Origin of the sequence: Hydrogenophaga sp. PML113 (assembly GCF_001777155.1) — a bacterium.
Taxonomy (GTDB): Bacteria; Pseudomonadota; Gammaproteobacteria; order Burkholderiales; family Burkholderiaceae_C; genus Hydrogenophaga; species Hydrogenophaga borbori.
Genome location: NZ_MIYM01000006.1, coordinates 82,337 through 102,278, shown reverse-complemented (window position 1 = coordinate 102,278; position 19,942 = coordinate 82,337). Strand labels below are relative to the sequence as shown.

The following is a 19,942-nucleotide window of genomic DNA, read 5'->3' as shown; positions in this document are numbered from 1 at the left end:
CTCAGAGCATGTTGGCGGATTCGGCGGGCGTGGCGGTATCGGGTGGCACCGCACCGAGCGCGACCCTGGCGGAGCGCAGCAGGTTGAGCGCTTCGAGCAGGGCGTTGAAGCTCATGGCCAGCGCCACGAAGGTCCAGAACGGCGCGACCCGCACGCCGCGCAGTTGCGACAGGGTCTGGTGCGTGGCGTCCATCTCGGCCGCGTGGGCCCAGAGCTGCCAGGCCAGCACGCACCACACCGCCAGCTTGAGCAGTGCGGCCAGGCCCTCCAGCGCGGCGTAGGGGCGGGGCGCGAGCCGCTCCTCGAACGGTTTGATCGTGATGTGCCGCATCTGCGCGGTGGCCGCGGGCACGCAGCAGGCGGCGGCCAGGATGTAGATCAGGCCGGAGACGTCGCTGAGCCGGTCGATTGGCGTGGCGAACAGGGTGCGGCCCAGCACGTCGAGCACGGTGGCGATGGCGTTGAGGAAGAGCAGGCACAGGCCGGCGGCCGCCAGCCAGTAGGCGAAGCGGCGCAGCGCGGCGTCGATGGCGTTCATGGGGTGTCTCCTGTTCTGTGGTTGGGCGATGGCAGGGTCATGCCCTATGCCCTTCGATGGGGGTCCCGGTCCAGAATCGCCGCTCCCTCACGACGGTCCACACGACAGCGCCCGCATGAGCAAGCCCCCCCGCATCGACCTGCGCGCCCTCGACATCGGCATGCTGCGCACCTTCGACGCGCTGATGCGCGAGCGCAGCGTGTCGCGCGCGGCGGCGCGCCTGTTCCTGAGCCAGCCGGCGGTGAGCGGCTCGCTGGCCAAGCTGCGCCGCACCTTTGGCGACCCGCTGTTCAAGCGCACGCCCCACGGCGTGTCGCCCACGCCGCTGGCGCTGTCCATGGCCGACGCGGTGGCCGACCTGCTGCTGCGCATGGGCCGCCTGCTGGAGAACGGCCACAGTTTCGACCCGACGGGTTCCGACCGCATCTTCCGCATCGCCGGCAGCGACTACAGCAGCCGCCTGATCCTGGCGCCGCTGATGGCGCGGCTGCACGCCACGAACGCGAGCGTGCGCATCGCCTGGGAGCCGCCGCAGTTCCACACGCTGTTCGAGCGCATCCGCCGCGGCGACGTGGACCTGGGTTGCGCGCCCGAGCCGAGCATGCGCTCGGGCCTGAACTCGGCCGTGCTGTTCGAGGAGCATTTCGTGCTCGTCACGCGCAAGGGGCACCCCGGGTTCACGGGCAGCGAAGACCCGCTGGAAGCGTTCTGCCAATGGCCACATGTGTTCTTCGGCTTCCGTTACCCCAACATCGAGAGCGTGCTCGAGGACAGCGTGGCGCGGCATGGGCGCCACTGCCTGGTGCGCCTGTCCATGCCCAGCTTCGATCAGGCGGCGGACGTGATCTCGCGCAGCGACATGATTTCGGTGTTCCCCGCGCGGCTGGCCCGCCTGTTCGGCGATCGGCTGCAGACCCTGCCGCTGCCGGTGCACCTGGAGGGTTACCGCTCCTGCCTGTACTGGGACCGGGGCACCGAGGAGGACCCGGGCCTGCGCTGGCTGCGCGAGGAGATCCGGCAGGTGGCGCACGCCGCCGCCGCCGAAGCCGCCGCCCCCATGGCGGCCTGAGCCGGCGCCGGGCGCGCGCCCGGCGGCCATCACTTCATGCCCAGTTCGCCGCGCACCTGCGCGCGGGTCTTGGTGAAGGCCTGCCAGAGGCGCTCGTTGGTGGCGTCGCGCTGGCGCCAGTCCTGCACCACGGTGCCCATGGCCTGGTCCCAGCGCGCGCGCTCCTCGGGCGGCAGGGTGATCACCTGGCGCTTCTTGTCGTCCACCGTCTCCTTGTGCTTGGCGTCGGTGTACTCGTCGAACAGCTTGCCGGCCATGCGCACGAAGGGCTCGCCGCTGAAGCGGTCGATGGCGGCGCGGGCCTTGGGCGAGAGGCTGTCGTACTTGGCGCGGTTGAGCGCGAACATGATGGTGGACGCGCCCATGGGGATGTTCACGTGGTGCGCGGTGGCGTCGGCGATGCGGAAGGAGTGCAGGGCCAGCCAGTCCTTGGGCGTGCCGTCGACCACGCCGCGGCTGATGGCCTCGGCCGCCTCGCGCACGGACACCGTGCCCACCGGCGTCGCACCCAGGGCGCGGATCAGCTCCTGCTGCTCGGCGCCACTGGCCTGCAGGCGCAGGCCGCGCAGGTCCTCCACCTTCTTCACCGGGCCTTTGGTGTGCAGCACGTTGGGCGGGTTCACCAGCAGGCCGATGATGTAGAAGGACTTGTCGTCGTAGCCGCGCATCAGGCCCTGCTCGTGCAGTTTCCAGAAGGTGAGCGAGCCCTCGGCCGCGCTCTCGCTCACGGGCAGGCCGAAGAGGTTGTCGTCGGGAAAACGCCCCGGCGTGGTGGACGGAATGACGAAGGCGATGTCGGCGATGCCGTCGGTGACGAGCTTGAGCTGCGCGCCGGGGTTGCGGCCCGCCGCACCCAGGGTGCCGCCCGGCAGGATCTGGATCTTCACCTCGCCGCCCGAGGCCTCCTCGACCGACTTGGCCCAGCGGCCCATGACGCCATCGTCCTTGGTGAACAGGCCGCCTGGGGGCAGGAAGGTGGCGTAGCGCAAGGTGACCGGCCCCTGCGCGTGGGCGGCGCTCGCGCCGATGAGGCCGGCGCAGGCGGTGGCCGCCGCGAGCACGGCCCCCATGAGTTGGCGTCGTTGCATGGCTTGTCTCCTGTCGTGTCGTGTCTTGTGGTGGGACGGGAACGCGGGGATCACCTGGCCGGCTCGGTCGGTTCGGCGGGTTCGACATACTGGCCCGCTTCGAGCCGGACGTAGGCCGAGGCCTCGTCGAAGTGCACGCCGACGGGGTCGTCGCCGCGCTCGACCGCTTCGACCTGGCGCGCGAGCAACCGGCGCAGCATGACGATGCCGCGGTCGGTGGTGGCCAGGTGCTCCTCGCCGTGCAGCGTGATGGGGCCCTGGCCGACCTGGGCCTCCCAGTCGTTGGGGAAGTCGCGGCGCTGCTCGGGCGTCATCTGGTCCCAGCGCGGGCGGGTCGCGGCGTCGGGCGCGCGCGGCAGGATCTCGCCCTTCTTCGTCACGCGCGCGGCGGTGTAGATGCGGTAGTGCGTGTCGTCGATGGGCACGGTCCAGCCGATGGACTCGACCTTGCCGTATTTGCCCACGTAAGGGTTGGGCACCACGCGCAGCGTGGGCAGCACCACCTCGGTGGTGCGCTTCATCACCTGGCCGCCGTCGAGCTGGCGCGTGCTGAACACCTTGACGCCGCGCTCGGTGAGGTCGAACTTCACCTGCGGCATGAGGTTCATGGTGGGCGTGAACTGCGTGCCGCTGAAGTTGCCGTGCAGGATGGGCACATGGAACGGATCGATCACGTTCTCGTAGTGCTGCAACCAGTTGCAGGGCGCGATCGCGCCACCGCCGCTACCGATGCTGGTGTCGTCCACGTCGATGAACTCTCCGGGGTCGAGCTCCTCCAGCGCGTCGTAGCGCGGCAGCACGGGCTTGCGCTCGGGCGGCCCCATGTAGGCAAAGATGAGGCCGTAGCGCTCCTGCACGGGGTACCAGGGCTGGCGCACCTTGCCGCGGTGTGCGGCGCCGCCCTCGGGTTCGCAGGGCTGCTCCAGGCAGCGGCCCTCGGCGTCGAACAGCCAGCCGTGGTAGCAGCAGCGGATGCCTTCTTCCTCCACGCGGCCGTAGTAGAGCGTGGTGCCCCGGTGGCAGCAGCGGTTGTGCAGCAGGCCGGGGCGGCCTTTCTTGTCGCGGTAGAGCACCAGGTCCTCGCCGAGGATGCGCACCTCGCGCGGCGTGTCGGTGGCGTGCGAGGACAGCCCCACGGGGTGCCAGTAGCGGCGCAGCAGCTCGCCCATCGGCGTGCCGCGGCCCACCTCGGTGAGCCGGCCATCGTGCGACACGCGCTTGCGCTGGTAGCCGGTGCCCTCGTCCAGCGGCACGGCCCGGATGGGGATGCTCATGTCTTGTCTCCGCCTTGTGTATCGGTTGGCGACGGAGACTAGAAGCCCCCCCGGCCGGGGACAAGTCGGAAATTCGGATACGTGATATGGCCGCGACCAATAACGCAATGGCGGCGCGGCGGCGCAAAGACTGTGCGCGGCGCTCGCCTTTGGGGATGCGGCGGCGCGCTCGCCGCGCGAACATGCCGGCAGGAGGACCTGCGGTGGCAACGAAGGATTGGCGAGATGGAACGGCCCCGGCGGACGCGGCGCCCGCCTGGCACGCCAGCACGCCCGAGGCGGCGCTGGCGCGGCTGTCGGCCCGGCGCGAGGGCCTGTCCGCGCGCGAGGCGGCCGAACGCCTGGCGCGCCACGGCTCCAACCGGCTGGAGGGCGCGCGCCGGCGCGGCCCCTGGGCACGCCTGCTGGCGCAGTTCCACAACGTGCTGCTGTACGTCATGCTGGGCGCGGCCGCGATCACCGCCTTCCTGGGCCATTGGGTGGACACGGGCGTGCTGCTGGCCGCCGTGCTGATCAACGCCTTCATCGGCTTTGTCCAGGAAGGCAAGGCCGAGACTGCCCTGGAGGCGATACGCGCCATGCTCTCGCCGCGGGCGGTGGTGCTGCGCGACGGCCTGCGGCAAGAGATCGACGCGGCCGAGCTGGTGCCCGGCGACGTGGTGCTCCTGGCCTCGGGCGACCGCGTGCCGGCCGACCTGCGCTTGATCCAGGTCAAGGGACTGCGTTGCGACGAATCCACGCTCACGGGCGAATCGCTGCCGGCGGCGAAGGACACCGGCGCCGTGGCGGCTGATGCGGCGCTGGGCGACCGCCGGGGCATGGCCTATGCCGGCACCCTGGTGGGCTACGGCCAGGCCAGCGGCCTGGTGGTGGCCACCGGCCGCGACACCGAGATCGGCCGCATCGACCAGCTGCTCGCCGGCGTGGCCACGGGCGCCACGCCGCTGCTGCGCCAGATCGACCGCTTCGGGCGCGCGCTCGCCCTGGCCATCCTGGCGCTGGCGCTGCTCACCTTCGCCGTCGGCGTGTGGCTGCGCGGCCACCCGGCGGCCGACATGTTCATGATGATCGTGGCCCTGGTGGCCTCGGCGATCCCCGAAGGCCTGCCCGCCATCATGACCATCACGCTCGCGCTCGGCGTGCAGCGCATGGCGCGCCGCCAGGCCATCGTGCGCCACCTGCCGGCGGTGGAGGCGCTGGGCTCGGTCACCGTCATCTGCTCGGACAAGACCGGCACCCTCACGCGCAACGAAATGACGGTGCAGCGCGTGGTGTGCGCGGGACTGGACGTGCGCGTGAGCGGCGCCGGCTACGCGCCCGAGGGCGAGTTCCGCGTGGGCGAACGCACGATCGACGCCGATCACCACCCCGCGCTGGCGCTGGCGCTGCGCGCGGGCGTGCTGTGCAACGACGCGCGCATGGCCGGCGAGGCCGGGCAGTGGACGGTGGTGGGCGATCCCACCGAAGGCGCCCTGCTGGTGCTGGGCCACAAGGCGGGCCTGCTGCATGGGCACACCCAGGCCGCCTGGCCGCGCGCCGACGCCATTCCCTTCGAGTCGCAGCACCGCTTCATGGCCACCGCACACCACGACGACGAAGGCCAGCCCTGGATCTTCGTGAAGGGCGCGCCCGAGAAGATGCTCGAGATCAGCGCGCGCGAGTGGGGCCCCGAGGGCGAACGGGCGATCGACGTCGACACCTGGCGGCGCATGGCCACCGACATGGCCGCGCGCGGCCTGCGCCTGCTCGGGCTGGCCTGCAAGCGCGCGGCCCCGGCGGGCACGGGCCTGGCCTTCGAGGACGTGGCCGCGGGCTACACCCTGCTCGCGCTGGTGGGCATCGCCGACCCGCCGCGCGAGGAGGCGGTGCGCGCCGTGGCCGACTGCCACGCGGCGGGCATCCGCGTGAAGATGATCACCGGCGACCACGGCGAGACCGCGCGCGCGATCGGCGCACAGCTCGCCATCGGCGCGGGCAAGCCGGCCATCACGGGCGCGGAGATCGAGCTGATGGACGACGAGGCCCTGCAGCGCGTGGCGCTGGACGTGGACGTGTTCGCGCGCGCCAGCCCCGAGCACAAGCTGCGGCTGGTGAACGCCTTGCAGCGCCACGGCCAGGTGGTGGCCATGACCGGCGACGGCGTGAACGACGCGCCCGCGCTCAAGCGCGCCGACGTCGGCGTGGCCATGGGCCGCAAGGGAACGGAAGCCGCCAAGGAAGCCGCCGACGTGGTGCTGGCCGACGACAACTTCGCCACCATCGCCGCCGCGGTGCGCGAGGGCCGCGCGGTGTACGACAACATCCGCAAGTTCATCCTGTTCATGCTGCCCACCAACGGCGGCGAGGCGCTGGTGGTGATCGCCGCCATCCTGTTCGGCCTCACGCTGCCCATGACGCCCGCGCAGGTGCTGTGGATCAACATGGTCACGTCCAGCACGCTCGGTCTGGCCCTGGCCTTCGAGCCGGGCGAGGGCGACCTCATGCGCCGCCCGCCGCGCGCGCCGGGCGAGCCGCTGCTCTCGCGCTTCTTCGCCTGGCGCGTGCTCATGGTGTCCGTGCTCATGATGGCGGCGGCGCTCGGCCTGTTCCTGTGGGAGCTGGAGCGCGGCACGGCGCTGGAGACCGCGCGCACGATGGCGGTCAGCACCATCGTGGTGGCCGAGATGTTCTACCTGCTCAACAGCCGCTTCGTGCTGGCGCCCGCGCTGGGCCGCGCCGGCCTGGGGGGCAACCCCGCGGTGGCCTGGGCGCTGGGCGCCTGCCTGCTGCTGCAGCTGGCCTTCGTCTACCTGCCGCCGCTGCAGGCGGTGTTCGGCACCACGGCCCTGGGCGCGCGCGAGTGGGTCGCGGTGGGCTCGGCCGGGCTGGGGGTGTTCGTCGTCGCCGAACTGGAGAAGGCGGCGGCGCGCGCCCTTATTCGCCAGGGTGCGCCGGGCTGAGGGCCGGCGCACCGGCCGGCACCTGGAACACCTGGCGCAGGTAGGCCAGAAAGGTGGCGTCGTCGCACAGGGCCTTGCCCGGCGTGTCCGAGATCTTGGCCACCGGCTGGCCATTGGCCGAGCGCAGCTTCATCACGATGCTCAGCGGCTCCAGGCCCATGTCGTTGGTGAGGTGGGTGCCGATGCCGAAGCCCATCTGCGTGCGGTCGGCGAAGTGGCGGTAGATGGCCAGCGCGCGCCGCAGGTCCAGGCCGTCGGAGAACACCAGGCGCTTGGTGGCCGGGTCGACGCGCAGGCGCGCGTAGTGCGCCAGGGCCTTCTCGCCCCATTCGATGGGGTCGCCCGAGTCGTGGCGCAGGCCGTCGAAGAGCTTGGCGAAGTAGAGGTCGAAGTCGGCCAGAAAGGCGTCCATGGTGATGACGTCGGTGAGCGCGATGCCGAGGTCGCCGCGGAACTCCTGCACCCAGTCCTCCAGCGCGGCCTTCTGGAAGTCGCGCAGGCGCACGCCCAGGGTCTGGTAGGTCTGCAGGTACTCGTGCGCCATGGTGCCGATGGGCGCCAGGCCCAGCTCCTTGGCGAGCAGCACGTTGGAGGTGCCCTTGAAGAAGCGCGGCGCCCCGTCGCGCAGCGTGCTCACCACCTCGCGCTGCCAGGCGCCGCTGTAGCGGCGGCGCACGCCGAAGTCGGAGAGCTCGAAGGGGTGGCGGCGCTCGGGCTCGCGCCCGAAATCGCGCAACAGATCGAGCTTGCCGGCCAGGCGGCGGCGCCCTTCGGCCAGCGCGGCCGTGGCGTCGAAGCGGCGGAAGTACAGCTCGTTGACGATGGCCAGCACGAAGATCTCGAAGGCCATGACGTGCACCTGCGGGCCACGGGCCACGATGTCCAGCGAATCGCCCTGGGCGCGCACCTCGATGAACTCGCGCTGGAAACGGAAGATGCGCAGGAAGTCGACGAAGTCGGAGGTGAGGTAGCGCAGGCCCTTGAGGTAGGCGAGCTCGTCGGGCCGAAAGCTCAGCGAGCACAGGTGGTCCAGCTCGCGGTTCACCTCGGGCACCAGTTCGGCGAGCGGGTAGGCGCTGGTGTTGCGGCAGACGAAGCTGTAGCGGGCCTGGGTGGTGGGGTGGCGGTGCAGCAGGGCCTGCCACATCGAGAACTTGTAGAGGTCGGTGTCGAGCAGGCTGTGGATGATGGGGGTCATGGAGGGGTGCCCTCGGGCGGGGGAAACCCCGCGATCATGGACCAGCGGCGCCGCTCACGTCGGCAAGGGCCAGGCCGGGTTCCAGGCCACTTCCCACAAGTGGCCATCCGGGTCCATGAAGTAGCCCGCGTGGCCACCCCAGAAGGTGTCCTGGGCGGGCTTGACGATGCGCGCGCCGGCGGCCTCGGCCTCGCGCATCACGGCGCCCACCGCCTCGCGCGAGCCCACGTTGTGGGCCAGGCTCAGGCTCGAGGGGCTGGGCGGCCCGGGCGGGAGGCCGGCGTCGTGGCACAGGCTCTCGCGTGGGAACAGCGCAAGCTTGAGGCCGGGCTGCAGGTCGAAGAACGCGACGGCGCCGTGCGCGATGTCCTGGCCGACGATGCCCTCGGTGGGCAGGCCCAGGCCGTCGCGGTAGAAGCGCAGCGCACGCTCGAGGTCGGCGACGGCCAGGGTGATGAGGGAGAGGTAGGGTTTCATGGCGGGCTCCTGCGGGGGCGATGATCGGCCATCACCCCCCGAGCCGCCAAGGCCCCGAAGGCTCACTCGATGCGGATGCCGCGCTTCTTGATGAGCGCGCCCCAGCGCTCGGTCTCGCGGGCCAGGTAGCGTCGGAACTCCTCGGGCGTGCCGCCGCCCGCGCTGGCGCCGATGGCTTCCAGCTTGGGCGTCACGTCGGGCGAACGCACGGCCCAGGTCACGTCGCTCGCGATCTGCTGAACCACGGCGCCGGGCGTGCCGCCGGTGGTGAAGATGCCGTACCAGGCCTCCGTCTCGTAGCCCGCCAGGCCTTGCTCGGCCACGGTCGGCACCTCGGGCAGCCAGGGCAGGCGCTTGGCCGAGGTGACGCCCAGGGGCACCACCTTGCCCGACTTGATGTGCTGCAGCACGCCGTTGTCGAACATGATGGGCACGCGCCCGCCCAGCAGGTCCTGGTGCGCGGGCGCGCTGCCTTTGTAGGGCACGTGGGTGATGGCCACGTCGGCCATGCTGGCAAAGAGCTCGCCCGAGAGGTGGGTGGAGGTGGCCGTGCCGGTGGAGGCGAAGCTGATCGAGCCTGGCGCCGACTTGGCCTTCTGGATCAGCTCCGGCACGTTCTTCACGCCCAGCGAGGGGTGCGCCACCAGAACGTTGGTGATGGTCGCCAGCACCGTGACGGGCGCGAGGTCCTTGGCCGAGTCGTAGGGCAGCTTGTCGAGCAGGAAGGGGTTGAGCGCGAAGGGCATCGCGGTCAGCAGCAGGGTGTGACCGTCGGGCGCGGCCTTGGCGACGAGATCGGTGGCGATGACCGTGTTGCCACCGGGCCGGTTCTCGACGATGACGGGCTGGCCCCAGCGCTCCGAGAGCTTCTGGCCGACCAGGCGCGCCTGCGTGTCGGTGGCGCCGCCGGGCGGGTAGGCCACGATCAGGCGCACCGGTTTGTTGGGCCATTTCGCGGCCTGCGCGAACGCCGGAGCGGCCAGGTGGCTGGCCAGCAGCAGGCCGGCGGCCAGCGAGGCGAGGAGGGTCTTGCGTTTCATGGGGTGTCTCCTGTGTGTGTGGGATGAGAGAGGTCGCGGCCGTCGATCCAGGCGGCGATCGGCCCGACCCAGGGGCCGGGGTCGAGCAGCAGGGCCTGGTGGCCGTAGGGGGTGGACACGGTGCCCGCCTGCGCGGGGCGGTCGGCCGTCGGGGGAAACAGCGCGTCTGACGCGGCCTGCAGCAGCGCGGCGTCGCTGGGCCAGGCCGGCAGCGAGAACGTGGCGGCCGCGGCGCGCAGCCGCCAGAGCGCGGCGGGCGTGAATTCCTGCGCCCATTGCCGAACCCGGCCGAGTTCCCGCGCCAGCGCCTGCGGACCCTGGTCGTGCGCCCATGGCGCCAGGCCGTTTCGCATCAGCGTGTCGACGCGAAAGGCATAGCGCTTGTCCGGGTCGTCCAGGCGGCGCAAGGCGTCGAGCCCGTCCAGCGAGCCCCGGCCCTGGCGCGCGCTGCACAAGGCCAGCGCGCGCCGCACGCGCGAGGGCCGCGCGGCGCGCAGCTGCAGGGCGACGTAGCCGCCGAAGGAATAGCCGATCGCGCCGTCGAGGCGCGCGATGCCCAGCGCGTCGAGCAGGCCACAGGCCGCGTCGGCCATGGCCGCCACGCTGGCGTGGGCGCTGTCGGCGCTGTCGGCGCCGTCCCAGCCGGAGCCATAGGCCGAGCCGGGCAGGTTCATGGTGAGCACCCGGTGGCGCCGCGTGTCCAGTGCCTTGCCGGGACCGGCCCAGGCCGCGGCCCAGCCAGCGTCGGCGGCAGGGCCGTTCGGATCGAGCGCGAAGTGGCTGCCGGTGTAGCCGTGCAGCAGCAGGTAGGCCGGCGCATCCTCTGGTCCCTGGCTCGTGTAGGCCAGGCGGGCACGCACCACGTGGCCGTCGGCGAGCCGCAGGTCGAGTTCGCGGGTACCAGCGTCGCTGGGCGCGTCCACCATCAAACCGGCCTTTCGCCCCGCACGGTGGTCCGGTACAGCGTGCGGTACTGGCCGGCGGGCAGGTCCCGCGTCGTGGCGCTGTGCATGGTGGAGCGGTTGTCCCACATGACCACGTCGCCGGGGCTCCAGCGGAAGTCGTAGCGGAACTGGGGCTGCACCGTGTGGGCGAACAGGAACTCCAGGATCTCGCGGCTTTCTTGCGGCGTCTTGCCGATCACCTCGGCCGTCATGCCCGGGTGGGCGAAGATGGCCTTGCGGCCCGAGTCGGGGTTGGTGCGGACCAGGGGATGGTCCACGTCGGGCGTCTGCTGCTTCTGCGCCTCGGTCATCTCGACCCGCGTCGATTGCGCCGCGTCCGCCTTGCGGCGGTAGCGGTGCACCGCGCGCAGACCCTCCAGCCGCGCCTTCCATTCATCGGACAAGGCCTCATAGGCGGCCTCCATGTCGGCGAACAGGGTGTCGCCGCCCTCCGGCGGGATCTCCAGCGCGTTCAGGATGGTCGCCTTCGCGGGGCGCTCCTGGAAGGCGAGATCGGAATGCCAGTACGAGCCACCGTCGGCGATGCCCATGGGTTGGCCGTCCACCACCCGGTTGGACAGCCGGAAGATCTCCGGATGCTCGGGGTGGTTGTACTGGGACAGGACGTGCACTTCCAAGGGGCCGAAGCGCTGGCTGAACGCCAGCTGCGCCGCGGCGGACAGGTTCTGGTTCTTGAAGCAGAGCAGTTTGCTCTCCACGAACAGGCGGTGGATGGCGCCGAACGCCTCGTCGTCGAAATCGCGCGACAGGTCGAGATCGCGCACTTCGGCGCCGAAGCGCGCGGACAGCGGCTGGACTTGCATAGGACTGAACCCCTCAATTATCGAACAAATGTTCGCCAGTTAATCTACCGGACCGGCCGCGGCCTGTCAACGCGCTACATTCGGCGCGCCGGATTCATTGCGTGGAGCGCAGATGCGAGACAAAGAGGTGCAGGACGACAACAGCGAGGGCAAGCGGGAGTTTCTCGATGCCCTGGCCAACGGGCTTCGCCTGTTGAACGCGTACGACGAGAACACGCGCGCCTTCAGCATCCAGTCGGCGGCGGAACTGCTGGGGGTGACGCGGGCCGCCTCGCGGCGCATCCTGCTGACGCTCAGCGAGCTGGGTTACCTGCGCCAGGACAAGCGCGACTTCGAGCTATCGCCCAAGGCCATCGAACTGGGCTACCGCTATTTCCGTTCGCTGGGCCTGTCGGCGGCGGTGCGGCCGCAGCTGCTGGAGCTGTCGCGCCAGTTGAACGTGGGGGCGGCGATCGGCGTGCTGGCGGGCACCGACGTGCTGTTCGTCGAGCGCGTGGAGGCCGACCGGCTGATCAAGCTCGACCTGCGGGCCGGCGACCGCCTGCCGGCCTACGCCCACTCGCTGGGCCGCGCGCTGCTGGCCCAGCTGCCGCCCCAGCGGCTGGCCGAGCACCTGCCCGCGGGCACCATGGCCCGCCATTCCCAGCACACGGTCACCGAGCGCAAGGCGCTGAACGCCGAGCTCGCGCTGGCGCGCCAGCGGGGCTGGAGCTTCGCCAACAGCGAACTGGTGGCGGGCCTGTTCGGCGTCGCCATCGAGATCCCCTCGTGCACGGGCGAGGCCCGGTTCGGCCTGAACGTCAGCTCGATCGGGCAGCCCTGGAGCGTCTCGCACATCGAGCGCCACATCGTCCCGGCGCTGCGCGCCTGCGCCCAGCGCCTGCAGATGCTGACGGACACGCTGGGTTGAACGCGCTGGTGCGACAGGGCCGGCAGGCGCTGCAGCGCCTGCTGCCCGAACTCCTGCTCTCGCTGCGCGCGCTCTGGCCCGCCGCGCCTGGCATCGACGCGCGCGAGAAATGGCGCGCCTGCATCGGCGCCGCGCTGGGCATCCTCGTCGCCGGCCTGGGCGCCACCTGGCTGGCGCCCGGCAACGGCCACCCCGCGCTGGCCACCGCGCTGGTGGCGCCGCTGGGCGCCAGCGCGGTGCTGGTCTTCGTGGTGCCGTCGAGCCAGCTGGCCCAGCCCTGGTCGGTGATCGGGGGCAACACCTTGTCGGCCCTGGTGGGCGTGGCCTGCGCCCTCTGGGTGCCGCACCCGGCCGTGGGCGCGGCGCTGGCGGTGGGCCTGTCCATCGCGCTCATGCTGGCGCTGCGCTGCCTGCACCCGCCGGGCGGCGCCTCGGCCCTGCTGATGGTGCTGATGGGCAGCCACGACTTCGGCGTCGCGCTGCAGCCCGTGCTGTTGGACTCGGCGTTGATGGTGGCGGCCGGCCTGCTCTACAACAACCTCACGCGGCGGCGCTGGCCGCACGTGCACCACCCGGTGCCCACCGAGCCCGGCGGCGCGCGCCTGACCAGCCGCGACCTCGACGCCGCGCTGGCCCACTACAACCAGGTGCTCGACATCAGCCGCGAAGACCTGCAGGACCTGATGCAGTACGCCGAGGCCGCGGCCTATCAGCGCACCATGGGCGAGCTGCGCTGCACCGACGTGATGACGCCCGACCCCGTGACCGCGCGCCCCGAGATGCCGCTGCGCCAGGCCTGGGCGCTGATCCGCCAGCACCGCGTGAAGGCGCTGCCCGTGGTGGACCGGCAGCACCACCTGGTGGGCATCGTCACGGTGTCCGATTTCATGCGCCAGGTGGACATGGACGTGCACGAGGGCGTGAACTTCCGCCTGCGCGCCCTGCTGCGCCAGATGCACCGGCCGGCGCCCCGGCACACGGTGGGCGAGATCATGACGCGCCAGGTGCGCGTGGCCAGCAGCGACCGACCGCTCACCGAGCTGGTGCCGGTGTTCTCCGACGGCGGGCACCGCCACCTGCCCATCATCGACGCCGAGCGCCGGCTGGTGGGCATCGTCACGCAGTCGGACCTGATCCGTGCGATGGACGCGGCGGTGCGGGGCTAGGAATTGAGTGGTGGCGCCACCCGGGCACCGGTGATGCCGTGGCGCTCCAACGCTTGCGCCACGAAGCCGCTGGCCTTCATGTCCTCGACGAAATCCCGCACCACCGCCAGCGCCCCATCGCTGCGGTCCACCGGCACCGCCATCGCCTGCTGGATCACCATGAAGTTGCCCGGCAACAGGCGCAGGCGCGCCGTCGACAGGCGCTGCTGGTCCGCCAGCAGCTGCTGGCGCACGCCCGCCGCCACCTCCGCGCCCTGGCGCAGGAATTCGTCCACCACCGTGGGCGACGTGGCGGCGCGCACGAGGCTGGCGTGTTGGAGCTCGCGCGTAAGGAAGAGATCGTAGGCGCTGCCCTGGCCCACCACCACGCGGATGCCTTCGCGGTCCACCTCATCCCGGTGGGTGAGCGGCGAATCCTCCAGCACCAGGTAGGCGCCTTCAATCAGCACATAAGGCGCGGCGAAGCGCAGTTGCGCGGCGCGCTGCGGGTCCAGTGCGAAGAAGCCGATGTCGGCCTGCGCGCGCGCGATGGCGGCCACGGACTCGCCCGCGCTCTCGAACAGCACGGTCTGCAGCGCCAGGCCCAGCCGCTGCGCGAGCGACTGCGCCAGATCCAGCGAGACGCCGCGCGCCTGGCCGCTGTCCGGGTCGCGCGACGCCAGCACGGGATTGCCGAAGTTGATGGCGGCGCGCAACGCGCCGGTGGGGGCGATCTGGCGGACGAGCGAGGCGTCGATGGTGGGCATGGGCGTCATTCCGGCCGGATGTTGGCCTTCTGCACGATGTCCTTGAAGCGCGTGGCGTCGCTGCGGATGCGCTGAGCGAAGTCGGCGGAGGACATGCCCCCCAGTTCGGCGCCCGCGTCGGCAAAGCGCTTCTTCACGTCGGGCTGCTCCAAGGTCTTCACCACCTCGGCGTGCAGACGGGCCACGGTGTCGGCCGGCACCCCTTTGGGTGCGAACAGGCCCACCCAGTTGGACGCATCCACGTTCTTCACGCCCGCCTCGTTGGCGGTGACCCAGTCCTTGTTGAAGCTGGAACGGCGCGCGGTCGTCAGGCCCAACACCTTCACGCGGCCCGACTGCATGTGCGGGATGACGGCCGGAATGGCCACCACGCCCAGCACCACCTCGCCCGAGGCCACGGCCGCCGCGGCGGGCGCGCCGCCGCGGTAGGGCACATGCAGCAACCTGGCCCCCGCCTCCATGGCGAACCATTCGCCCGCCAGGTGGTTGATGCTGCCGTTGCCCGGCGACGAGAAGGTGATGCTGCCGGGCGCCTTCTTCGCGGCGGCCACCAACTCCTGCACGGTGTTGAAGGGCTGCTGCGCGTTGGCCACCAGCAGCATGGGGGTGTCGCTGATCATGGTGATGGGCGCGAAGTCGCGGTCAAGCTCGTAGGGAACCTGGGGGAACAGCGCGGGGTTCACCGCGAATTCGCCGGTGTGGGCCGCCAGCAGGGTGTACCCGTCGGCCGGGGCCTTGGCGGCGGCGGTGACGGCGATGAAGCCGTTGCCGCCCGGCTTGTTCTCCACCACGAAGTTCCAGCCCAGGCGCTCGCTCAGTTTCTGCGTGAGCAGGCGCGCAGTGGTGTCGACCACGCCGCCGGGAGCGAAGGGCACGATGACGCGGATGGGGCGGGTGGGGTAGTCCTGCGCGAACGCGGACGCGGGCAGCAGGGCGGGCGCGGCCATCAGCGCGGCACAAGCCAGCAGTGCTGAGCGGCGGCTCTGGGTCGAACGGGTCATGCGATGTCTCCTCTGTGGGTGTGTGGGTGAATCCGGGCCGCGATGCTTTTGGAGACGGCGCGAGCGCGCAAACGATTTCCATTGCTTGCCGCCATGAAGCGTTTTCATGGCGTGTGGCCAGCCCCGGCACCCACCAGGGCGCCGATGGTGAGGCATGAAAGACTTTCATTCGCTCCACCGAAATTTCTCGTTTGAAAGGGCGCGGGGCGACGGCCAGAATCCGCGCCCTATGACGAACGAAGGACCCGGCGCGACCCACCGCGCCAGCGATGGCCCGACCATCGCTTACAGCGCTCACCTGGTGGCGAAGGACCGGCCGGTGATGGCCCTTGTGCACTCGCTGGGCATGGACCACAGCTTCTGGCAGGCGGTCAGCGACGGGGTGGGTGAGCGGGCTTCGGTGGTGGCCATCGACGCGCGCGGCCATGGCCGCTCGGGCGTGGGCACGCCGCCTCTCACGGCCGGGCGCATGGCGCTGGACCTGCGCGAGGTGCTGGACCACCTGGGCATCGAGCGCGTGGTGGTGGGCGGCGCGTCCATGGGTGGCTGCGTGGCCTTGCAGTTCGCGCTCGACCACCCCGAGCGCAGCGCGGCGCTTGCGCTGATCGACACCACGGCCTGGTACGGCCCCACGGCGCCAGCCGACTGGGAGGGGCGCGCCCAGAAAGCCATGGCCCATGGCCTGGCCTCGCTGACCGACTTCCAGGTGACGCGCTGGTTCAGCGACGCTTACCGCGAGCGCGAACCCGAGGCCGTGAAGCATTGGGTGAATGTGTTCCTGCGCAACGACATGCAAGGCTATGTGGAAGCTTGCCGCATGCTGGGTTCTTTCGACGCGCGCGCGCGCCTGGGCACGCTGCGCTTGCCCACGCTGGTGCAGGTCGGCGAAGAAGACTTCGCCGCGCCGGTGGCGATGTCGCAAGCCTTGCACGAGGCCATCGCTGGCTCGACGCTGGACGTGATTCCCGGCGCGCGCCACCTCACGCCGCTGGAGGTGCCCCAGCGGGTCGCCGACGGCCTTCTGGAACTTTGCGCACAGGTGCGGTCATGACACCGTTTGAATTCCTGCTCCCGTACTCGCTGGACGAGGCCTTGTCGCTGCTCGACCCCGAAGACCCGAACGTGCGCCCCGTGGGCGGCGGCACCGCGGTGATGCTGATGATGAAGGCCGGCGTGCTGCGGCCCACGCGCCTGGTGAGCCTGCAGCGCATCGGCGAGCGGCACTCGCGCGTCGAGCGGCGCGCCGATGGTTCGCTGCTGATCGGCGGCTTGGCTCGATTGGCCGACATCGAAGCGAATGCCACGGTGCGCGAGGGCTGGCCCCTGCTGGCGCAGGCGCTGCGCGGTGTGGCCAATCCGCGCGTGCGCGCGGTGGCCACCCTCGGCGGCAACCTGAGCCACGCCGACCCGCACATGGACATGCCACCGGTGATGGCGGCGCTGGGCGCGACGGTGGTGATCACCGGCCCGAGCGGATCGCGCGAAGTACCCGCCGACGCACTGTGCACCGGGTACTACGAGACCGTGGTCAGGCGCGACGAGCTCATCACCGAACTGCGCGTGCCGCCGCAGGCCGGACCGGGCGCGTACCTCAAGCTCACCACGCGGGCCGCGCACGACTGGCCCGCGCTGGGCCTGGCCGTGGTGCTGGGCCTGCAGGGTGAGCGCGTCACCAGCGCGAGCATCCTCACCGGTGCCGCCACCGACAGCCCGACCCGGTTGCGCAACGCGCAGTCCATCCTGGTGCAGCGCGGCCTGAGCGCGCCGGTGCTGCGCGAAGCGGCCGAGGCCGCCGTGGCCGAGGCGCCGCTGGTGGCCGATGCGCATGGCAGCGCCGCCTACAAGCGCCAGCTGCTGCGCGTGGCCTTGCCGCGCGCCGTGCAGGCCGCCCTGAACCGCACGCGGAGCCACGCATGACCGCCAACCCCAACGCCACCCTGTCACCCGAGCCGCAAATCGGCCGGCGCCTGGACCGCCTCGAGTCGGTGGCCAAGGTCACCGGCGCCGCCGACTACACGCACAACCTGGAGTTGCCGCGCATGCTGCACGCCAAGGTCGTGCGCAGCCCGCACGCGCACGCGCGCATCCTGGGCATCGATACGCGCGAGGCCGCGGCCATGCCGGGCGTGGTGCACGTGGTGACGGCGCGCGAGGTGATGCGGCTCATTCCCGACCCGCACTACGGCCCGGCCTTTCACGACCAGCCCATCCTCGCCATCGAGAAGGTGCGCCATGTGGGCGAGCCGGTGGCCGTGGTGCTGGCCAATGACCCGCACGTCGCGGAGGCCGCAGCCGGCCTGGTGATCGTGGACTACGAGGTGCTGCCCGCCGTGTTCGACGAGGTCGAGGCCGCGGCATCGAAGGTCCTGGTGCACGACGCGCTCAAGCCCGCCGGCACTTTCCCCGACCTGAAGCACCTGGCGGGCCGCAAGGGCACCAACGTGGCCCTGGACTACCACCTGCGCCACGGCGACGTGGACAAGGCCTTCGCCGAGGCCGCGCACGTGTTCGACCACACCTTCAAGACCCAGCAGGTGATGCACGTGCCCATGGAACCCATGGTGACCGTGGCCGAGCCGCAGGACGGCGGCCTGCTGATCCACACCGCCTCGCAGAGCCCCTCGTTCGTGCGCATCGAGATCGCGCGCCTGCTGGGCTGGCCCGAGAACCGCGTGCAGGTGAAGACACGGCTGCTGGGCGGCGGGTTCGGCGCCAAGCTCTACATCAAGCTCGAGGCCCTGGCCGTGGCGCTGGCCCTCATCGCGCGCCGCCCGGTGCGCGTGGCGCTGACGATGGAAGAGCAGTTCTACACCATCACCAAACACGCCACCACCTTCCGCATCCGCAGCGCGGTCAATGCCGAAGGCCGCATCACCGGCCGCCGCTGCGAGGTGTGGTGGAACGGCGGCGCATACGCCGACATCGGCCCGCGCGTGACGCAGAAATCCGGCTTCACGGCCGGCGGCCCTTACGACATCGCCAACCTCGACATCGATTCGTACCAGGTCTACACGCACCTGCCGCCGGCCGGCGCGTTCCGCGGCTTCGGCATCACGCAGGTGGTGTGGGGCTACGAATGCCAGGCGGACCTGATCGCGCGCGAACTGGGCATGGACCCGCTGGACTTTCGCCGCCTGAACCTGCTGGAGAACGGTCGCCCGCACGCGACCGGCACGGTGATGAAGGACGCCGCGCTGCGCCTGGTGCTGGACACGGTGGCCAAGCGCATGCAATGGGACCGCCCGATCGAACGCGGCACCGGCACCCTGCGACGCGGGCGCGGCATCGGCCTGGGGTTCAAGGCCCTGGTGGCACCCACAACGTCGGTGGCCACCATCAACCTGGGCGGCGATGGCAGTTGTGTGCTGCTCATCAGCACGGTGGACATGGGCCAGGCCTCGGACACGGCGATGGCCATGGTCGCGGCCGACGCGCTGGGCCTCAAGGCCGAGCAGATCCGCGTGGTGCACCCCGACACCGACGTGACGCCCTACGACATGGCCACGCTGGGCTCGCGCTCCACCTTCCACATGGGCAACGCGGTCAAGCTCGCCGCGCAAGACCTTCTGGCCCAGCTCGCGGCCCTGGCCGACGAACTGGGCCAGCCATTCAACGGCATCGCCGACGCCGGCGCGCTGCTGCGCAAGAAGTACGGCATGCCCGCGGGCACGCTCGTCGGCACAGGCACCTTCATGCCACCGTACCAGTCACCCGACGCGGATGGCCGCTCGCCCGACATCACGCCCAACTGGATGATTGGCGGCACCGGCGTGGAGGTGGAGGTGGACACCGAGACCGGTCACTTCCGCCTGCTGCGCATCGAGAACGTGGTGGACTGCGGCACGCCCCTCAACCCCAAGGTGGTCGAGACCCAGATCTCGGGCGCGGCCATCATGCAGCTGGGCATGGTGCACCTGGAGAAGATGGCGTTCGACGCCGAGGGCCGGCTGCGCAACGCGTCCTTCTCCGAATACAAGATCCCGGGCATCCACGACATCCCCGAACACTTCGGCTGCGAGGCCGTGGACGCGCAACAGGGCACCGGCCCCTACGGCGCCAAGGGCCTGGGCGAAAGCGGCTGCTTCGGCGTGGCATCGGCCGTGGCCGATGCCATCCACGACGCCGTGGGCGTGCGCCTGTTCTCGCTGCCCATCACGCCCGAGGCGGTGATGCGCGCACTGCTCGCGCAGCGCGGCGAATCGCTCGGCGACTGACCTTCCCCAACACCATGAGCACCACCAGCACCCTCATCCAGTTCCGGCTGAACGGCGAGCCCATGGCCCGCCAGGTCGAGTCCTTCCACACACTGGTCGAAGTCGTGCGCGGCTGCGGCCTGCACGGCGCGCGCGAAAGTTGCGGCCAGGGCCTGTGCGGCTGCTGCACCGTCGTGGTCGATGGCCAGGCCGTCACGGGCTGCATCTACCCGGCGCTGCACGCCGACGGCGCCGACATCGCCACCATCGAAGGCGTGGCAAAAGACGGCCGACTCGACCCGGTGCAACAAGCCTTCATCGACGCCGGCGCCTTCCAGTGCGGTTTCTGCACGCCGGGCTTCATCCTGATGGCTCGCCAGCTGCTGGCAAACAACCCCGACCCAAGCGAACACGAGATCCGCCACTACCTGGCGGGCAATCTGTGCCGCTGCGGCGCGTACCCCGAAATCGTGAAGGCCGTGCGACTGGCCGCCGAGCGCCTGCGCGCGCCGGCCGCCGCGGGCCAGTGACCCAC

The 19,942-nt window shown here is 71.1% G+C and carries 18 protein-coding genes; 8 read left to right on the top strand and 10 right to left on the bottom strand.

Going from position 1 to position 19,942, the window contains the following annotated elements:
• Position 1 precedes the first annotated feature (1 nt).
• On the bottom strand, positions 2–538 hold the full coding sequence (locus BHU06_RS13175; protein WP_070399654.1) for a TRAP transporter small permease subunit: 537 nt from the start codon (positions 536–538) through the stop codon (positions 2–4).
• Positions 539–653: 115 nt separating this feature from the next.
• On the opposite strand from BHU06_RS13175, the gene BHU06_RS13170 reads away from it, so the two are divergent.
• A complete protein-coding gene (locus BHU06_RS13170; protein WP_070399653.1) occupies positions 654–1,607 on the top strand; it encodes a LysR family transcriptional regulator in 954 nt (317 codons plus the stop codon).
• Between the two features lie 29 nt (positions 1,608–1,636).
• Here BHU06_RS13170 and BHU06_RS13165 read toward each other — a convergent pair whose 3' ends face one another.
• Together BHU06_RS13165 and BHU06_RS13160 are read right to left on the bottom strand one after the other, a co-directional pair.
• Entirely contained in the window at positions 1,637–2,695 is a 1,059-nt protein-coding gene (locus BHU06_RS13165; protein WP_083293220.1) for a TRAP transporter substrate-binding protein, read from the bottom strand.
• A gap of 50 nt (positions 2,696–2,745) precedes the next feature.
• Positions 2,746–3,969, bottom strand: a complete 1,224-nt coding sequence (locus tag BHU06_RS13160) for an aromatic ring-hydroxylating dioxygenase subunit alpha (RefSeq protein WP_070399651.1) — start codon at positions 3,967–3,969, stop codon at positions 2,746–2,748.
• A 203-nt stretch (positions 3,970–4,172) separates the two neighbouring features.
• Between BHU06_RS13160 and BHU06_RS13155 the strand changes: the two genes are divergently transcribed.
• On the top strand, positions 4,173–6,908 hold the full coding sequence (locus BHU06_RS13155; RefSeq protein ID WP_070399650.1) for a cation-transporting P-type ATPase: 2,736 nt from the start codon (positions 4,173–4,175) through the stop codon (positions 6,906–6,908).
• Here the strand turns inward: BHU06_RS13155 and pncB are convergent.
• The 5 genes from pncB to BHU06_RS13130 form a co-directional block, all read right to left on the bottom strand.
• The gene (pncB, locus tag BHU06_RS13150) at positions 6,883–8,106 is read right to left on the bottom strand and encodes a nicotinate phosphoribosyltransferase (RefSeq protein ID WP_070399649.1); all 1,224 of its coding nucleotides are present in this window, start codon (positions 8,104–8,106) and stop codon (positions 6,883–6,885) included. The two genes, BHU06_RS13155 and pncB, sit on opposite strands and share 26 nt — an antisense overlap.
• Positions 8,107–8,160: 54 nt before the next feature.
• Positions 8,161–8,583, bottom strand: coding sequence for a VOC family protein (locus tag BHU06_RS13145; protein WP_070399648.1), 423 nt, complete (start codon positions 8,581–8,583; stop codon positions 8,161–8,163).
• Positions 8,584–8,645: 62 nt separating this feature from the next.
• Positions 8,646–9,623: a tripartite tricarboxylate transporter substrate binding protein gene (locus tag BHU06_RS13140; RefSeq protein ID WP_070399647.1), complete on the bottom strand. Its 978-nt coding sequence runs from the start codon at positions 9,621–9,623 to the stop codon at positions 8,646–8,648.
• On the bottom strand, positions 9,620–10,549 hold the full coding sequence (locus tag BHU06_RS13135; RefSeq protein ID WP_070399646.1) for an alpha/beta fold hydrolase: 930 nt from the start codon (positions 10,547–10,549) through the stop codon (positions 9,620–9,622). The genes BHU06_RS13140 and BHU06_RS13135 overlap by 4 nt, the downstream gene beginning before the upstream one ends.
• The gene (locus tag BHU06_RS13130; protein WP_070399645.1) at positions 10,549–11,391 is read right to left on the bottom strand and encodes a TauD/TfdA family dioxygenase; all 843 of its coding nucleotides are present in this window, start codon (positions 11,389–11,391) and stop codon (positions 10,549–10,551) included. The genes BHU06_RS13135 and BHU06_RS13130 overlap by 1 nt, the downstream gene beginning before the upstream one ends.
• A gap of 112 nt (positions 11,392–11,503) precedes the next feature.
• Between BHU06_RS13130 and BHU06_RS13125 the strand changes: the two genes are divergently transcribed.
• Together BHU06_RS13125 and BHU06_RS13120 are read left to right on the top strand one after the other, a co-directional pair.
• Complete coding sequence (locus BHU06_RS13125; protein ID WP_070399644.1) at positions 11,504–12,301, top strand: IclR family transcriptional regulator C-terminal domain-containing protein; 798 nt, start codon at positions 11,504–11,506, stop codon at positions 12,299–12,301.
• A 53-nt stretch (positions 12,302–12,354) separates the two neighbouring features.
• The gene (locus BHU06_RS13120; protein WP_175442859.1) at positions 12,355–13,467 is read left to right on the top strand and encodes an HPP family protein; all 1,113 of its coding nucleotides are present in this window, start codon (positions 12,355–12,357) and stop codon (positions 13,465–13,467) included.
• Here the strand turns inward: BHU06_RS13120 and BHU06_RS13115 are convergent.
• Positions 13,464–14,213, bottom strand: a complete 750-nt coding sequence (locus BHU06_RS13115) for a transporter substrate-binding domain-containing protein (protein WP_070399850.1) — start codon at positions 14,211–14,213, stop codon at positions 13,464–13,466. The two genes, BHU06_RS13120 and BHU06_RS13115, sit on opposite strands and share 4 nt — an antisense overlap.
• 5 nt (positions 14,214–14,218) lie before the next feature.
• Entirely contained in the window at positions 14,219–15,214 is a 996-nt protein-coding gene (locus BHU06_RS13110) for a tripartite tricarboxylate transporter substrate binding protein (protein WP_070399643.1), read from the bottom strand.
• 229 nt (positions 15,215–15,443) lie between these two features.
• Between BHU06_RS13110 and BHU06_RS13105 the strand changes: the two genes are divergently transcribed.
• From BHU06_RS13105 to BHU06_RS13090, 4 genes are read left to right on the top strand one after another with little or no spacing between them, the layout of a single operon-like run.
• Positions 15,444–16,265 (top strand): alpha/beta fold hydrolase, encoded by an 822-nt coding sequence (locus tag BHU06_RS13105; RefSeq protein ID WP_070399642.1) that lies wholly within the window; start codon positions 15,444–15,446, stop codon positions 16,263–16,265.
• Positions 16,262–17,131 (top strand): xanthine dehydrogenase family protein subunit M, encoded by an 870-nt coding sequence (locus BHU06_RS13100; protein ID WP_070399641.1) that lies wholly within the window; start codon positions 16,262–16,264, stop codon positions 17,129–17,131. The genes BHU06_RS13105 and BHU06_RS13100 overlap by 4 nt, the downstream gene beginning before the upstream one ends.
• Positions 17,128–19,428 carry a xanthine dehydrogenase family protein molybdopterin-binding subunit gene (locus BHU06_RS13095; RefSeq protein WP_070399640.1) on the top strand — a complete coding sequence of 767 codons (2,301 nt, stop codon included), beginning with the start codon at positions 17,128–17,130 and terminating at the stop codon, positions 19,426–19,428. Before BHU06_RS13100 ends, BHU06_RS13095 begins: the two co-directional genes overlap by 4 nt.
• Before the next feature lie 14 nt (positions 19,429–19,442).
• Positions 19,443–19,937, top strand: coding sequence for a (2Fe-2S)-binding protein (locus BHU06_RS13090; protein ID WP_070399639.1), 495 nt, complete (start codon positions 19,443–19,445; stop codon positions 19,935–19,937).
• Positions 19,938–19,942 lie beyond the last annotated feature (5 nt).

Bases quoted from the DNA above. Each gene is read 5' to 3' on its own strand.
- BHU06_RS13175 (WP_070399654.1), bottom strand. From the start codon at position 538: ATGAACGCCATCGACGCCGCGCTGCGCCGCTTCGCCTACTGGCTGGCG.
- BHU06_RS13170 (WP_070399653.1), top strand. From the start codon at position 654: ATGAGCAAGCCCCCCCGCATCGACCTGCGCGCCCTCGACATCGGCATG.
- BHU06_RS13165 (WP_083293220.1), bottom strand. From the start codon at position 2,695: ATGCAACGACGCCAACTCATGGGGGCCGTGCTCGCGGCGGCCACCGCC.
- BHU06_RS13160 (WP_070399651.1), bottom strand. From the start codon at position 3,969: ATGAGCATCCCCATCCGGGCCGTGCCGCTGGACGAGGGCACCGGCTAC.
- pncB (WP_070399649.1), bottom strand. From the start codon at position 8,106: ATGACCCCCATCATCCACAGCCTGCTCGACACCGACCTCTACAAGTTC.
- BHU06_RS13145 (WP_070399648.1), bottom strand. From the start codon at position 8,583: ATGAAACCCTACCTCTCCCTCATCACCCTGGCCGTCGCCGACCTCGAG.
- BHU06_RS13140 (WP_070399647.1), bottom strand. From the start codon at position 9,623: ATGAAACGCAAGACCCTCCTCGCCTCGCTGGCCGCCGGCCTGCTGCTG.
- BHU06_RS13135 (WP_070399646.1), bottom strand. From the start codon at position 10,549: ATGGTGGACGCGCCCAGCGACGCTGGTACCCGCGAACTCGACCTGCGG.
- BHU06_RS13130 (WP_070399645.1), bottom strand. From the start codon at position 11,391: ATGCAAGTCCAGCCGCTGTCCGCGCGCTTCGGCGCCGAAGTGCGCGAT.
- BHU06_RS13125 (WP_070399644.1), top strand. From the start codon at position 11,504: ATGCGAGACAAAGAGGTGCAGGACGACAACAGCGAGGGCAAGCGGGAG.
- BHU06_RS13115 (WP_070399850.1), bottom strand. From the start codon at position 14,213: ATGCCCACCATCGACGCCTCGCTCGTCCGCCAGATCGCCCCCACCGGC.
- BHU06_RS13110 (WP_070399643.1), bottom strand. From the start codon at position 15,214: ATGACCCGTTCGACCCAGAGCCGCCGCTCAGCACTGCTGGCTTGTGCC.
- BHU06_RS13105 (WP_070399642.1), top strand. From the start codon at position 15,444: ATGACGAACGAAGGACCCGGCGCGACCCACCGCGCCAGCGATGGCCCG.
- BHU06_RS13100 (WP_070399641.1), top strand. From the start codon at position 16,262: ATGACACCGTTTGAATTCCTGCTCCCGTACTCGCTGGACGAGGCCTTG.
- BHU06_RS13095 (WP_070399640.1), top strand. From the start codon at position 17,128: ATGACCGCCAACCCCAACGCCACCCTGTCACCCGAGCCGCAAATCGGC.
- BHU06_RS13090 (WP_070399639.1), top strand. From the start codon at position 19,443: ATGAGCACCACCAGCACCCTCATCCAGTTCCGGCTGAACGGCGAGCCC.